Origin of the sequence: Kribbella pittospori (genome assembly GCF_004331465.1) — a bacterium.
In the GTDB taxonomy this organism is placed as follows: Bacteria; Actinomycetota; Actinomycetes; order Propionibacteriales; family Kribbellaceae; genus Kribbella; species Kribbella pittospori.
Window position 1 is genome coordinate 145733 of record NZ_SJKB01000012.1, and the last position, 14946, is coordinate 160678.

A 14946-nucleotide genomic window follows, 5' to 3' on the forward strand; every position below is an offset into this window, starting at 1 on the left:
TTTACCTATGTCCGAGAAGGCCTATTACGTCACCACCCCGATCTACTACGTCACGGCACCGCCGCACATCGGCAGCGCCTACACGACGGTGGCCGGGGACGTCCTGACCCGTTGGCACGCCCAGCGTGGCGAGCAGAAGTGGTACCTGACCGGTACCGACGAGCACGGCGAGAAGGTGATGCGCAGCGCCGAGGCGCAGGGCATGTCCCCGCAGGCCTGGACGGACAAGCTGGTCGAGGAGTCCTGGAAGCCGGCCTGGGTCGACGTCGACATCGCGTACGACGACTTCATCCGGACCACCGAGCAGCACCACACCGAGCGGGTCCGGGAGTTCTGGCAGAAGCTCTACGACAAGGGCGACGTCTACAAGGGCGAGTACGAGGGCCTGTACTGCGTCGGCTGCGAGGAGTTCAAGCTGCCGACCGACATCCGCACCGACGAGGACGGCACCCAGCGGTGCATGATCCACGGCACCGAGCTGGAGAAGGTCTCCGAGACCAACTACTTCTTCCGGCTCTCGGCGTACGCCGACAAGCTGCTGGAGCTGTACGAATCCCAGCCGGACTTCGTCGCGCCCGCCAGCGCCCGGAACGAGGTGATCGCGTTCGTCAAGCAGGGCCTGCAGGACCTGTCGATCACCCGGTCCACCTTCGACTGGGGCATCCCGGTGCCGTGGGACGAGGACCACGTCCTGTACGTCTGGATCGACGCGCTGCTGAACTACGTGACGGCGGCGGGCTACGGCACCGACCCGGAGCGGTTCGAGCGGCTGTGGCCGGCGAACGTCCACCTCGTCGGCAAGGACATCCTCCGGTTCCACGCGGTGATCTGGCCGGCCATGCTGATGGCCGCGGAGGTCGCCGTACCGAGGCAGGTGTTCGCGCACGGCTGGCTGCTGGTCGGCGGCGAGAAGATGAGCAAGTCCAAGCTGACCGCGATCGCGCCGCACGAGATCACCGACCACTTCGGGTCGGACGCGTTCCGGTACTACTTCCTGCGCACGATCCAGTTCGGGTCGGACGGGTCGTTCTCCTGGGAGCACCTGAGCGCTGTCTACACCTCCGAGCTCGCCAACGGCCTGGGCAACCTGGCCAGCCGGATCGCGGCGATGGTCGGGAAGTACTTCGACGGCGCGCTGCCGGAGCCGACGGACCACGGACCGGCCGAGCAGGCGCTGGCCGACAAGCTCGCGCAGACCGTCGCGACCGCGGACAAGGCGATGGACACGCTCGCGTTCCAGGACGCCCTGGCCGCGATCAACGAGCTGGTCGGCGCGATCAACGGCTACGTGACCGAGCAGGAGCCGTGGAAGGTCGCGAAGGACGAGTCCCAGCGGGACCGCCTGGCGACGATCCTGTACTCCGCCGCCGAGGCGCTGCGGGCGGTCGCCGTACTGCACAACCCGACGATGCCGAAGTCGGCCGCGAAGCTGTGGACCCTGCTCGGCGCCGAGGAGAAGCTCGGCCAGCTCAAGGACCAGCGCGTCCAGGACGCCGCCACCTGGGGCCAACTCCCCGCCGGCGCCACCCTGACCAAGGGCGACGCCCTGTTCCCGCGTCTCGAGGAGAGCTAGGCGGTCGCCGTCGCGTGGTAGAGGGCGGCGGCCTGGGTCCGGGTGGTCACGGCCAGTTTGGTCAGGATGTTCGCGACGTGGAACTTCACCGTGGACTCGCTGATGTGCAGGTCGTCGGCGATCGAGCGGTTGCGGTGTCCCTGGGCCAGCCGCTCCAGCACCTCCAGCTCGCGTGACCCGAGCGCGATCAGCGGATCCGAGGTGGTGGTCCGGGCCTCCGGGTGGGTCCGGAGGGTGATGCGAGCAGTGATGCCCCAGCCGGGTACGGCGTCCAGGTCCAGGTCGCCCTCGTGCAGGCGGAGGCGCTCGGCCAGCTGCCCGAGATCGAGGACGTCCTCGATCCGGCCGGGTCCGTCGTCGCGGACGGTCGAGCGGAGCTCGGTCCCGGTCCACTGCCAGCCGACCCGGATCCGCCGTACGCCGTCCTGGGTGAGCATCGCCAGGATGACGGCGCGGACCGCGACCCGAGCGGTATGGGCGACGCCGGCCGGGATCAGCTGATCGTTGCCAGGGGCATCCAGTTCGAGGTCGATCGGGCCGTGCCGGAGCAGGGCGCGCAGAGACTCCGCGAGCCGGTCGAACGCCTTGCCGGCCGGCTCCTCGCCGCTGTACACGAGGTCGCGTTGGGTGTCGGTCCGTAGGTCCGCCAGGCCGTTCAGCGCGAGCTCCACCACCATCGTGCGGGCCGAGGTGTCGTCGATCCGCTGGTTCCGCAGTACGCCGAGGAAGGTGGCCAGCGATGCCGCGTGCGCCTCACCGAGCTCGGCGGCGACGTCGGCGCGGGCCTCGGCCACGGCGCGGTTCTGGGCCAGTACGCCGGGCTCGCGCTCGAGGGTCAGCTGGTACATGTGCGCGGTGACGACGTCCCACAGCGCCTGCAGCGTGGTGCCCGCGGTCGTCGGCGTCTCGTCGTCCCGGATGAAGACGACCACCGATCCGCGTGGTGCCCGGTCGCTGGCGACGGCCAGGACGTAGTGCTTCGAGCCTGCGATCGGTACGACGCCCTGCCACGGGTGGCCCGCGGTCACGGTGCCGAGCAGGCCGGCCAGGTCCGCGCCGGTGACCGCCTCGGCCAGGCCGGGTTCGCCGTACGCCGTGACAGGTGTGGATGCACACTGGGAGGCGAGCTGGGCGACCGCGCGGTGCGGGATCAGTTCCGTGGTCGCCGCGGACAGTCGCTCGAGGATCTCCGCCGCCGGTCCGTCGATGATCTGCGCCGCGGTGGTCAGCAGTTGCGCCGGGTCTGCCGTCTGCATGCCGATCAGCCTACGTCGGTTGATGCATCCACCCGAGCCCGTCTTTCGGCCGGTGGACAACTACCCGAACGGCCAGTCGGCGTTACCGCGGCCTGCCGGAGGCTTCGTTCGAAGCCATTACATCGACGAGTGGAGGCAGGGATATGCAAGCGGTGGTCTTCGAGGAGTTCGGGGGTCCCGAGGTACTGCGGGTCCGGGACGTGGCCGAGCCGCACGCCGGCCCGGGACAGGTGCGGGTCAGGGTCCGCGCGGCCGGAGTGAATCCGCTCGACTACAAGGTCCGCAGCGGCTGGGCGAAGGACTTCATGGAGGTCACGTTCCCGGCCATCCCAGGGCTCGAGGTCGCCGGGGTCGTTGACGAAGCCGGGGACGGCTTTGCCATTGGGGACGAGGTGGTCGGATGGTCCTCGACCGGCTCGTACGCCGAGCACGCGGTCGTCGCGAATGTCGCCCGCAAACCGGCCGATGTGAGCTGGGAACAGGCGGTCGGTGTCCCGATCGCGGGTCAGACCGCGCAGGGAGTCCTCGACGAACTTGGCGTCAAGGCCGGCGAGACGCTATTGCTGCACGGTGCCGCGGGTGCGGTCGGTTCGGTCGCTGTCCAGCTCGCCGAGGCCGCGGGCGTCACCGTGATCGGTACGGCGTCGCTCGGCAACCACGACTTCCTCCGCTCGCTCGGGGCGATCCCGATCGAGTACGGCGACGGTCTGCTTGACCGGGTGCGCGCGGTCGCCCCGGACGGCATCGACGCGGTCTTCGACTGCGCCGGCCTGGGTGGTCTGCAGGAGTCGATCGAGCTGCGCGGCAGCACCGATCGCATCGTCACGATCGCCGACTTCGCCGCCGGGCAGCTCGGCGTCACGGTCTGGATGGGCAGCACGGCCACGCCCGAGGCAGCGCGCGCCGTCCTGGCCGATCAGCTCCAAGCCGTCGCGGACGGCACGCTCACAGTCCGGATCGCCGAGACCTTCGCCCTGGCCGACGCCGCCAAGGCCCAGGAACTCAGCGAATCCGGCCACGCCCCCGGCAAAGTCGTCGTACTCCTGTAGCCCGGACCTGCGGCACTCACCAACCTCAGCAGGCAGCTCGCCGCTCCGCGTGCGCAGGCACGCTCCCGGCCGGCAATCGCAGGTTGGTGAGTGTCGGGGATCCGCGATCCGCGCTGCCAAACCGGTCGCCGGTGACGTGGCCCGGGCTCTACAGTCGGCCGCATGACCAGCATCCTGTCCGCCGTGGCCTGGCCGTACGTGAACGGTCCCAGGCACATCGGCCATGTCTCCGGCTTCGGTGTTCCGTCCGATGTGTTCAGCCGGTACCAACGGATGGCTGGGAACGACGTACTGATGGTGTCCGGGACCGACGAGCACGGTACGCCGATCCTCGTCCAGGCGGAGCGGGAAGGCGTCACCCCGCGGGAGCTGGCCGATCGGTACAACCGGGTCATCGTCGAGGACCTGCAGGCGCTCGGGCTGTCGTACGACCTGTTCACCCGGACGACCACGCGCAACCACTACGCCGTCGCGCAGGAGTTGTTCAGAACCGTTCACCGCAACGGATATCTTGTTCCGCGGACCGGGATGGGCGCGATCTCGCCGTCGACCGGCCGCACGCTGCCGGACCGCTACATCGAGGGCACCTGCCCGATCTGCGGGTACGACGGTGCGCGCGGCGACCAGTGCGACAACTGCGGCAACCAGCTGGACGCGATCGACCTGCGGAACCCGCGCAGCCGGATCAACGGTGAGACGCCGGTGTTCGTGGAGACCGAGCACATCTACCTGGATCTCCCGGCTCTGGCCGATGCCCTCGGAGCCTGGCTGCGGACCCGGACCGGCTGGCGGCCGAACGTTCTCAAGTTCGCGCTGAACTTGCTGGACGACGTACGCCCGCGACCGATGACGCGGGACATCGACTGGGGTATCCCGGTGCCGCTGCCGGGCTGGGAGGACAACCCGAACAAGCGGCTGTACGTCTGGTTCGACGCGGTGATCGGCTACCTCTCGGCGAGTATCGAGTGGGCCCGGCGCAGCGGTGATCCGGAGGCCTGGCGGAAGTGGTGGTCCGATCCGGAGGCGCTGTCGTACTACTTCATGGGCAAGGACAACATCACCTTCCACGCGCAGATCTGGCCGGCCGAACTACTCGGCTACAACGCGTCGCCGGGACCGTACGGCGTACTGAACCTGCCGACCGAGGTGGTCAGCAGCGAGTACTTGACCCAGGAAGGACGGAAGTTCTCCTCCTCGCGGTCGGTGGTGATCTACGTCCGCGACGTACTGGAGCGGTACGGGCCGGACGCGTTGCGGTACTTCATCGCCGTGGCCGGGCCGGAGACGCACGACTCCGACTTCACCTGGTCGGAGTTCGTCCGCCGGAACAACGACGAACTGGTCGGCACCTGGGGCAACCTGGTGAACCGGACCGCGTCGATGATCGCGAAGAACTTCGGCGCGATCCCGGCGGCCGGCGAGCTGACCCCGGCCGATCGCGAACTGCTTGCCAGCAGCAAGGAAGCGTTCGGGACGGTCGGCGATCACCTCGGGCACCATCGGCTCCGGCTCGGGATCAGTGCGGCGATGAAGAACGCCGCGGACGCCAATCAGTACCTCTCCCAGCAGGCGCCCTGGAAGGAGACGGATCAGGAGCGGAAGGCAACGATCCTGCACGTCGCTGCCCAGGTGGTGGCCGACAGCAACCGGCTGCTCGCGCCGTTCCTGCCGCACTCGGCGCAGCAGGTGCACGAGACGCTGGGCGGAACCGGGACGTTTCAGCCGCAGCCGGAGGTTCGCGACGTCGACGACCTCGACGGCGGGCCGTCGTACCCGATCATCACCGGCGACTACTCCGCGCAACCACGCTGGGAATCGGAGCCGGTCGTACCGGGAACTCCGGTACGGCCGCCGACGCCGGTGTTCGCGAAGCTGGGGCCGGAAGTGGTCGACGAGGAGCTGGCGCGACTCGGGTGACGCTTTTCTACAAGACCGTAAGGAGCGACGGTCGTACGGTCGAAGCAGAAAGGAGCTGATGACCAATGACCGGCTACCTGGCGACTGCCGAGACCGACATCGCGGCGACTCCTGCGCAGGTCTGGGAGGTGCTGACCGATCCGAAGCAACTGAAGCAGCTGTGGTTCGGTGCCGAGGTGGACACGGACTGGCAGGTGGGCAGCCCGATCACCTGGACCGGTGAGTTCGAGGGCAAGGCCTACCAGGACAAGGGCGAGATCCTCGAGGTCGAGTCCGGCCGCCTGCTGCGGCTGACGCATTTCAGCCCGTTGACCGGACAGCCCGACGTACCCGAGAACTACCACACGCTCACCTATGAGCTGACCGGCGACGACGCGACCCACCTCAAGCTCTCGCAGGACAACAACGCGAGCGAGGAGGAGGCGAAGCACTCCCAGGGCATGTGGGAGATGCTCGTGGCCAAGGTCAAAGAGGCTGCCGAGGGTCAGTAACCTGGGCAACATGTCTGCTGATGGTGTGGAGGTCGACCGGCCGACCCGGGAGCGCGCAGCGATCGGGGAGGACGGCCGGTCGCGCGACCGGCGTCGCCCGGCGCTGCCCGACCCGCTGCCGATGAGCGTGGTCGACGCGCACTGCCATCTCGACATCGCCGACGGCGAGGACGGCGCGTGGCTGAGCCCGGCCGAAGCGATCCGGATGGCGTCGTCCGTCGGCGTCACGCGGATCGTCCAGGTCGGCTGTGACCTGCCGGGCGCGGTCTGGGCGGTCGAGGCCGCGGAGCAGTACCCGAACCTCATCGCCGGCGTCGCACTGCACCCCAACGAAGCGCCGAAACTCAAGGCAGCAGGGGAGTTGGACAGCGCGCTGGCCGAGATCGAGCGGCTGGCGCAGACCTCGGACAAGGTCCGGGTGATCGGCGAGACCGGGCTGGACTACTTCCGCACCGGCGAGGACGGGCGGGCCGCGCAGCACGAGTCGTTTGCCGCGCACATCGAAATGGCGAAGCGGCTGGACAAGACACTGATGATCCATGACCGTGACGCGCACGACGACATCCTGAAGATCCTGGACCGTGAGGGCGTGCCGGACCGGCTGGTGATGCACTGCTTCTCCGGCGACACGGAGTTCGCCCGCAAATGCGTCGAGCGGGGTGCGTTCCTGAGCTTCGCGGGAGTGGTGACGTTCAAGAACGCCCAGTCCCTGCGTGACGCGCTCGCCGTGACCCCGCTCGACCGCGTCCTGGTCGAGACCGACGCGCCGTACCTGACGCCGTCTCCACATCGCGGCCAGCCGAACGCGTCGTACCTGATCCCGCACACGGCCCGAAAGATGGCCGGCGTACTGAACATCTCGGTCGCCGAACTCTGCGGCGCCCTGAGCAACAACGCCGACCGAGCCTTCGGCGGCTCGTGGTAGCCGGTGATCTTCTGCTCGGTTGGGCGGCTGGTAGACAGTGCTCATGGAGTTCAGTGAGGTAGTGCGGCGGCGCCGGATGGTGCGGAACTTCGACCCGGACCGGCCGGTGCCGGCAGAGGTCCGGGAACGGATCCTCGAGAACGGTCTGCACGCCCCGTCCGGTGGCTTCAGCCAGGGGTGGGCGTTCCTGACGCTGGAGGGCGACGATCGCGAGCGGTACTGGGGAATCGCGGCCGCCGACGCCGACGAGAAGTATGTGGGATGGCTCACAGGATTGCGCCGGGCGCCGCTGCTGATCCTCGCCTTCGCCCACAAGGACGCGTACCTCGATCGGTACGCCGAAGCGGACAAGGGCTGGACCGACCGCGACGAGTCCCACTGGACGGCGCCGTACTGGTACGTCGACACCGGGATGGCGGTCCTGCTGATGCTGCAGACGGTCGTCGACGAAGGCCTGGGAGCGTGCTTTTTCGGGCCTCCTGCGGACAAGGTGGCCAAGCTGTACGACGAGTTCGGGGTGCCTGCCGGGTTCGATCTGATCGGCCTGCTGGCGGTCGGCCACCGGGCCCCGGACAAGCGCTCCCCGTCGCTCAAACGAGGCCGCCGCAACACCGCGGAAGTAGTGCATCGAGGGCACTGGGGCAATCACCTGGCGTAACTGGCCCATTACACTATTTTGCGACTCGCCGACGAGAGGATTGGCGCTTCCGGGACATCTTCGTTACTGTCTCGTGATATTGGCCGGGATCGGGGAAGGTTCCGGGCAGCGCGCCCCTCGGCGATGACCGTGGTCCCCGGGCCCTGAATTACCCGGAGTTTGCGGCCTTACGCCAGCGCTGTCCGACCCCGTGCCCGGGTGGCCCTACCTGGGAGCGTTAGTGCGTAAGTCCATCATCGCGGCCGTCGGTGCGACGGCTGCGTTCGCTGTTGCGGGCGGTTCCGTGGCGTATGCCGCGAAAAGCAAGACCGTGAGCCTCTCCGTCGACGGCCAGGTGCAGAAGGTGCACACCTTCGGTTCCACCGTGGCAGACGCCCTGAAGGCCGAGAAGGTTCAGATCGGCGAGCACGACGTCGTCGCCCCGTCGCCGGATTCGAAGTTGAAGGACGGCCAGGAGATCGCGGTGCAGTACGGCCGCCAGCTGGTCGTCAATGCCGACGGCACCAAGAAGGCGTTCTGGACCACGGCCGACAGCGTGAACGAGGCGCTGGCCGACCTGGGTCTGCGCTACGACAGCGCAGCGGTGTTCTCCACCAGCCGGAGCGCGCCGATCGGGCGCCAGGGCCTGGAGCTCGTGGTGAAGACCCCGAAGACCGTGCAGATCGTGCGGCAGGGCAAGGTCGCGACCGTCAAGTCGATGGCGTCGACCGTCGGTGAGGCTCTCACCGGCGCCAAGATCGCCTGGGACTCCGACGACCGGATCAGCCCGGCGTCGACCACCGCCCTCAAGCCCGGTGTGAACCGGGTCGGGTACGTGAAGGTCGACGTCAAGAAGGTCACCAAGACCCTCGCGATCGCGCACGGGACCGACCAGACCAAGTCGGCCACGATGCTCGAAGGCACCAAGAAGACCACCACGAAGGGGACCGACGGCTCGAAGGCGGTCACCTACGTGTACACCTACCTGGACGGCAAGCTGACGACCAGCAAGGTGCTCACGACCAAGGTGGTCACCGCGCCGGTCGACGAGAAGGTCCTCGTCGGCACCAAGGCGAAGCCCGAAGAGCCGACGCCGACCACGGACACCGATCCGCCGGCGAGCGGCAACACCGGTGCCTGGGACCGGATCGCCGAGTGCGAGTCCGGTGGCAACTGGTCGATCAACTCCGGCAACGGGTACTACGGCGGACTGCAGTTCGACCACGGCACCTGGGCGGCGTATGGCGGTACTGCGTACGCCTACAACGCGAACGGTGCGTCGAAGGCGCAGCAGATCGCGATCGCGGAGAAGGTCAAGGCCGACCGCGGTGGGTACGGCGCCTGGCCGGTGTGTGGCAAGCGAGCCTGACACACTGACGGGGTGACCTCGTCTGATTCATCCACTTCCGCCGGACCGAGACTTCTCGGTCCGGCGGAAGTGCGTTCACTGGCCGCCGCGCTCGGCGTCCGCCCGACCAAGCAGCGCGGCCAGAACTTCGTCATCGACCCCAACACGGTCCGCCGGATCGTCCGCGCGGCTGAACTGTCCGACGGAGAGACGGTGCTCGAGGTCGGTCCCGGACTCGGGTCGCTGACGCTGGCATTGCTCGCTGAAGGGCATCCGGTCACCGCGGTCGAGATCGATCCGGTGCTCGCGTCCGCGTTGCCGTCGACGATCGCGACGTACGCCCCGCACCAGGCCGGCGACTTCACGGTGATCGAGGCCGACGCGATGACGGTCGGTCCCGAGCAGATCGGGTCGCCGACGGCGTGTGTCGCCAATCTGCCGTACAACGTCGCCGTACCGGTGCTGCTGCACCTGCTCGAGGTGTCGCCGTCGCTACGGCACGGGCTCGTGATGGTCCAGTCCGAGGTGGCCGATCGGCTCGCCGCACCGCCCGGTTCGCGGACGTACGGCGTACCGTCCGCGAAGGCCGCCTGGTACGCCGAGGTCCGCCGGGCCGGCCCGGTCGGGCGGAACGTGTTCTGGCCGGCGCCGAACGTCGACTCGGGGCTGGTCGCGTTCGAACGACGGGAGCCGCCGGCGACGAGCGCGAGCCGGGAGGAGGTGTTCGCGGTGATCGAGGCGGCGTTCTCGCAGCGGCGCAAGACCGTCCGCTCGGCGCTCGCGCGGTGGATGCCAGACCGCGAGCGCCTCGACGAGGTGTTCCGGGTCACAGGCATCGATCCGGGCCTGCGCGGCGAGATGCTCGGAATCACCGAGTTCGCCGCCCTCGCGGGTGCAGGTCGCGGGCAGTCACCTGTATGAGGCACCTAGGGCATGTCGCGGTCTCCCGCGCGTGCTGCGCGGCACTCGGCGGGCACCTCGCGGCACTGGTGCAAAGGTCACGATGCTGGAGCATCGCAACCTTCGCCCCAGCACCCCGAGGCACTCCGCCGAGCACCTGCTCGCGACTGCGCGGGAGACCGCGACATGCCCTAGCCTGTCCGCGTGTCACCTTCTGCTGAGGTCACGGTGCGGTCGCCGGCCAAGATCAATCTCGGTCTGTCGGTCGGTCCGCCGCGCCCGGACGGGTATCACCCCGTCGCCACGGTCTACCAGGCCGTTGCCCTGTACGACGATGTGACCGCGGTGGTGCGGGACGACGACGCGGCGGTCTCGGTCGAGGCGGTCGGTGACTTCGCGGCCGACGTACCGACCGACGAGACGAACCTCGCGGTCCGCGCGGCGCGGTTGCTGCAGGCGGAGTACGACGTCGAGGAAGGCGTCGCGCTGACGATCCGGAAGACCATCCCGGTCGCCGGTGGGATGGCCGGTGGATCCACTGACGCGGCAGCGACTCTGGTGGCGTGCAATCGGCTGTGGGGCTTGCAGTTGTCGCAGACCGAGTTGCAGAATCTCGCGGCCGAACTCGGCAGCGACGTACCGTTCTGCCTGGTCGGCCACACCGCGCTCGGCCACGGTCGCGGCGAGCAGGTCACCGAGGTGATGTCGCGCGGCACGTTCCACTGGGTCTTCGCGATCGCCGAGGGCGGACTGTCGACGCCGGCCGTGTACGGCGAACTGGACCGGCTGCGTCCGCTCCGCCGGGTCGAGTCGCCCGAGGTACGCCCCGAGCTCCTCACCGCACTGCTCTCCGGCCGGGCCGACGCACTCGCAGTTGCCCTCAGCAATGACCTCCAGGCGGCCGCTCTCTCCCTCCGCCCCGAGCTCGGCGACACCCTCCAGTTCGGCCTCGACCAGGGCGCCCTCGCCGCCCAGATCTCCGGCTCCGGTCCCACCTGCCTGTTCCTCGCCGCCGACAGCCGCAGCGCCGTCGACCTCGCCGTAGAACTCGCCGAATCCGGCCTCTGCCGCATGGTCCGCCAAGCCGAAGCCCCCGTCCCCGGAGCCCGAATCCTCCCCGCCCCCGCCAACCGCTAGGCACATTCATGGACGAACTGCAGGAAGAGAATCCTGGCTGGACGCAGCCTGCCGGTCGTGGGTCGCTCGCCGGCCGGATCGAGTTCGCGGATGACTGGGACGCCGCGGAGACCAATCAAGCGATCGCCGAAGACTTCCATCGCTTGACGTGACACCGCCCTCGGCCTGGTGCTCAGCCGCGGAGGGAGTCTGGTGGGGGTGGCGCCAATGACGGGTGTACTTCTTCTATTACTGAGGTGCCGGTGGCGCCGTCGAGGCGGTGGTAGTGCTCGGTGAGGGTGAGGGTGCCGGCGGGGGTGTAGGCGGGGGTGCTGGTGACCTGGCCGGCGGTGACGGTGCCGTCGGTGGCTAGTTGGCAGTAGGTGGCGGTGATGACTCCGTCGTCGTCGCACATGCCAACGAGGCGGCCGAAGTACAGGCGGCCGCCGCCGAACTCGGCCCAGATCAGCTTGCCGTTCTGGTGGTAGCGGCCGGTCGGCGCGTCCGGCGGGTTGCCGAGCGGGCGGAAGATCCGGCCGTCGTAGTTCGGGACGTCCATGTCATCGCCCGATCAGGATCGACAGCAACTGTTCGACTCCGGGCGCACTCGCGGCCAGCCCGGTCAGCGCAGCCCGGACCGCGAGCGCGGGATCGAACCCGCGCGGCCGCAACGCCGCCGCACCCCGCTTCACGTCTTCCTCGGCCAGTACGGCGGGCACCGGCGACGTCTTGACCGCACCGTCGAGCAACGGACGCACGTACGCCTCGAACTCCCGGTACGACGCCACCGTGAAGTCACTGGCGTAGCGGTCCGGCCGATCCCACGCGAGGTAGAGCCGCACGATGTCGACGTCCTCGTCGTGCAGGAAGTCGTTCGCCCAGATCGCGTGGTTCCGGCTGGTCGAGAACTTCGAGCCGTCCAGCGTGTAGAACTCGTTCACCTGTGCCCCGCCGATCGCTTCCGGCGGCACCCCGCACGCCAGGTACACCGCCGGCCAGAACAACGCGAAGTAGAACCCGTTGTCGATCCCGTTGAAGTGCCACAACGCCCCGACCTCGGACCAGGCCCGCGAGGTCTCCTCCAGCCCCAACGCCCCAGGTTGCAGCGACTGCGCGACGCCGTACACGGTCGACAACCCGACCTCGGCGTACACCTCGAGCCGCAGACCCTCGTGCGGGCCGGTGCCTCTCAGTCCCCAGTTGGTCGGATACGCGATGGGTACGTCGGGCAGCCGGTGCTCGAGGTAGTGCGTGACGATCCGGCGGGCGCGCTCCGGGAGCTCCGCGCGCAACCAGATGTCGATCAGTTCCTGGCGGTAGTCCTCCATCGACAGCACCGGCACGTTCGCCTGGAAGGGTTTCGGCGCTCCACCGCAGCGGTTGCAGACCGGGTCCACGAGGTTCTCCGCCGAGGTGTAGCCGCCGCAACCCTCGCAGCCGCCACCCGCTGCCTCCGATCCACACCAGTTGCAGGTGCCGACGACGTACGACTGATGCAGGGTGCGTCCGCAGTCCTCGCAGGCGAGCAATGTCAGCCTGCGCATGGGGAACCGGCCGGCCTCGGTGAGGTCGGCCGCGAGAGTGGTGACGCCGTGCTGGTACGCCGTACTTTGCGGGTCGAGGAACACGTCGTACCGGATTCTGGCGGCATCCAGTGCTTCGACGATCTCGTCCCGGTACTCGGCGGCCAGCTTCTCGACGTCGACGCCCTCCTTCTCGGCGCGGGTCAGCACCCAGTTCTGGTGGACGTCGAATCCGGCGGTCGTCACCACCCGCTCGCCGCGCGCTCGCGCCGCCCGGGCCGCGATGTCCGCGGCCAGGTACGGCCCGGACAGGTGCCCGACGTGCAGCGGCCCGTTGGCCGTGGCCGGCGGCACGACGACAACGGTCACACCGGTGGAGGTGATCATGCGGCGGCTCCTACCTCGGGGCGGCAGTGGCTGCGGCAGACCCCGATCACTCTCCTCACAGGGCCGGTCGCAGTCCGCGAGATTACTCCCCGGAGCCGTCACCCGCCAGCCTGAAAACCCTTGAAAACAAGGGGCTTTCAGACCGGCGGGCGAAGCGAACGTTTGACTACGGCGTCTGGAAGAAGCAGCAGCCGCCGGTCGCGCCGGTGGACATGCCGACCACACCACCGTCGAGATCACGCGATCCGCGGATCAGGAACCCGCCCAGACCGCCGGCGACCAGGAATGCACCCCAGGTCAGCAACCACTGCTCGTCCCCGTCATCGGTCAGGAACGTCTCCGGCACCGGATGGATCCGGCGCTGCAGCACCCACGGGTTGCCCATCGCGCTGTCGAGCCGGTCGGCCCACGTCGCCGCGTCGGTCTGCCAGCCGAGCAGTACGCCGTCCCCGCCGTGCAACGAGGTGGGCTTGAGGACGAGCTCGTGCTGGTTGGCGATCGCGTACTCCCGCAGATCGGTCTGCTGCCCATCGACGGTGACCTCACCGGCACGGACCATCCGCGTCCACGGCAGGATGCGGTCGAGGACGGCGAGTTCGTCGGCCGGGTAGCGATCGCGGTACGCCTCGTCGGACAGCAGCGCGAGCGATCCCTTGCTGCCGTACAGCTCGGCGTCGAGTGGGGTGAAGATCGCGACGTGCCCGCGTTCGGCCGCCTGCAGGACAGGCTCGAGCATCTCGACCGTACCCGGCTTCAGCAGGTCCTCGATCATGAACAACCGGAACACCACGTCGATCGCCTGATCGCCCAGCCACACCCGGTCGTCCCGATACGTCAGCGCGTCCACCGGGCAGGGCACTGCGTCGATCCCCATCGGCGCCAGCATCGCGGCGCTCTTGTGCAGCTGCCGCTCGAGGTCGGGGTAGCTGTCCGGGAAGTCGGCGATCGCCATCACCGGCCGTACGCCGGTCGGCACCTTCGCCTCGGTCAGGATGGTCCGGACGACCTCCTCCATCGTCTCGGTGAAGGTGAGTCGATGCTCGTCGGTGAACTCGGCGAAGAACGGCAGCTCCAGCAGCGCCCGGTTCAGCACCGGGTTGTCCACCCCGCCGACGGTGCTGCCCATGTTGATCTCGAGCAGGTGGAAGCCCTGCTCGTCCTTGTACAGATCCGCACGACCCATCCGGCTCGGCGCGGGCCCGCGACCACGTACGACGGCCTCGGTCTGCGTCTCAGTCAGGCCGACCGCGCGAGCGAACGCCCCGAGGTCGCCGTTGAACACGCGTTCCGGCAGCCGGGTGAGCGCAGAGTGCAGTAGATCCAGGTCGGTGGTCAGCCGGCTGTACTCGGCGGCGTCCAGGAAGGCCGGGCGGCTCAGGGACCGGCCGAGGAACGTGGTGGCGTCGAGCTTCGGGTCGACCGCCGCGCGGATCGCGCTCGGCGTGGGACCCCGGTTGATGGCGGCGGCGAGATAGTCGTCCGTCAGAGACATGAGAACTCCTTGTCCTCCCAAGTGTCCTGAGTCGGAGGTGCGGCGGCGCTTTCAGCGCCCAGGCACGCACCTCGCGGCACTTGCCCAGCGCCCACGATGCTCCGCATCGAGGCCGCTGCTCAAGCACCCCGATGCACGCACCTGAACACCGAAATCTCTCGCCGCACCTCCGACTCAGGACACTGGCACCCGCCCTGGAAGTCCCGTTCCGCGAAGTATGTAACGGGACCTGGGCGGCTGCGTGGGCGGCAGGTTAATCGGCGCCGATCGCCTTCTGAAAGGGCTGACGGGAAAATCGCTCGCGACGTGCCGGGCCCGGGGTTACCATCCAA

At 68.7% G+C, this 14946-nt stretch carries 14 protein-coding genes; 10 read left to right on the forward strand and 4 right to left on the reverse strand.

Features of this window, described 5'->3' with window-relative positions; all coding sequences use genetic code 11:
• Nucleotides 1-7: 7 nt before the first annotated feature.
• Nucleotides 8-1573 carry a methionine--tRNA ligase gene (gene metG / locus E0H73_RS32865; protein ID WP_131362928.1) on the forward strand — a complete coding sequence of 522 codons (1566 nt, stop codon included), beginning with the start codon at nt 8-10 and terminating at the stop codon, nt 1571-1573.
• Here the strand turns inward: metG (E0H73_RS32865) and E0H73_RS48090 are convergent.
• Nucleotides 1570-2829 (reverse strand): helix-turn-helix transcriptional regulator, encoded by a 1260-nt coding sequence (locus tag E0H73_RS48090; RefSeq protein ID WP_131362930.1) that lies wholly within the window; start codon nt 2827-2829, stop codon nt 1570-1572. The two genes, metG (E0H73_RS32865) and E0H73_RS48090, sit on opposite strands and share 4 nt — an antisense overlap.
• 143 nt (nt 2830-2972) lie before the next feature.
• On the opposite strand from E0H73_RS48090, the gene E0H73_RS32875 reads away from it, so the two are divergent.
• The 9 genes from E0H73_RS32875 (at nt 2973) to E0H73_RS46120 (ending at nt 11385) form a co-directional block, all read left to right on the forward strand.
• Nucleotides 2973-3878, forward strand: coding sequence for an NADP-dependent oxidoreductase (locus E0H73_RS32875; RefSeq protein WP_131362933.1), 906 nt, complete (start codon nt 2973-2975; stop codon nt 3876-3878).
• Nucleotides 3879-4040: 162 nt separating this feature from the next.
• On the forward strand, nt 4041-5795 hold the full coding sequence (gene metG, locus E0H73_RS32880) for a methionine--tRNA ligase (protein WP_131362935.1): 1755 nt from the start codon (nt 4041-4043) through the stop codon (nt 5793-5795).
• 65 nt (nt 5796-5860) lie between these two features.
• On the forward strand, nt 5861-6286 hold the full coding sequence (locus tag E0H73_RS32885; RefSeq protein WP_131362937.1) for an SRPBCC domain-containing protein: 426 nt from the start codon (nt 5861-5863) through the stop codon (nt 6284-6286).
• Nucleotides 6287-6296: 10 nt separating this feature from the next.
• A complete protein-coding gene (locus tag E0H73_RS32890; protein WP_131362939.1) occupies nt 6297-7211 on the forward strand; it encodes a TatD family hydrolase in 915 nt (304 codons plus the stop codon).
• 43 nt (nt 7212-7254) lie between these two features.
• Nucleotides 7255-7869 (forward strand): nitroreductase family protein, encoded by a 615-nt coding sequence (locus E0H73_RS32895; protein WP_131362941.1) that lies wholly within the window; start codon nt 7255-7257, stop codon nt 7867-7869.
• A gap of 220 nt (nt 7870-8089) precedes the next feature.
• Complete coding sequence (locus E0H73_RS48095; RefSeq protein ID WP_131362943.1) at nt 8090-9217, forward strand: resuscitation-promoting factor; 1128 nt, start codon at nt 8090-8092, stop codon at nt 9215-9217.
• A gap of 69 nt (nt 9218-9286) precedes the next feature.
• On the forward strand, nt 9287-10117 hold the full coding sequence (gene rsmA, locus E0H73_RS32905) for a 16S rRNA (adenine(1518)-N(6)/adenine(1519)-N(6))-dimethyltransferase RsmA (RefSeq protein ID WP_238164422.1): 831 nt from the start codon (nt 9287-9289) through the stop codon (nt 10115-10117).
• Between the two features lie 183 nt (nt 10118-10300).
• Nucleotides 10301-11233, forward strand: a complete 933-nt coding sequence (locus E0H73_RS32910; RefSeq protein ID WP_131362947.1) for a 4-(cytidine 5'-diphospho)-2-C-methyl-D-erythritol kinase — start codon at nt 10301-10303, stop codon at nt 11231-11233.
• Nucleotides 11234-11241: 8 nt separating this feature from the next.
• A complete protein-coding gene (locus tag E0H73_RS46120) occupies nt 11242-11385 on the forward strand; it encodes a hypothetical protein (RefSeq protein WP_165555911.1) in 144 nt (47 codons plus the stop codon).
• 20 nt (nt 11386-11405) lie between these two features.
• Here the strand turns inward: E0H73_RS46120 and E0H73_RS32915 are convergent, their stop codons facing one another.
• The 3 genes from E0H73_RS32915 to E0H73_RS32925 all read right to left on the reverse strand — a co-directional run bounded on the left by E0H73_RS32915 (nt 11406) and on the right by E0H73_RS32925 (nt 14614).
• Nucleotides 11406-11771 (reverse strand): avidin-fold protein, encoded by a 366-nt coding sequence (locus tag E0H73_RS32915; protein ID WP_131362949.1) that lies wholly within the window; start codon nt 11769-11771, stop codon nt 11406-11408.
• A 1-nt stretch (nt 11772) separates the two neighbouring features.
• Nucleotides 11773-13122 (reverse strand): class I tRNA ligase family protein, encoded by a 1350-nt coding sequence (locus tag E0H73_RS32920; protein WP_202867674.1) that lies wholly within the window; start codon nt 13120-13122, stop codon nt 11773-11775.
• A gap of 166 nt (nt 13123-13288) precedes the next feature.
• A complete protein-coding gene (locus E0H73_RS32925) occupies nt 13289-14614 on the reverse strand; it encodes a glutathionylspermidine synthase family protein (RefSeq protein ID WP_131362951.1) in 1326 nt (441 codons plus the stop codon).
• Between the last annotated feature and the right edge of the window lie 332 nt (nt 14615-14946).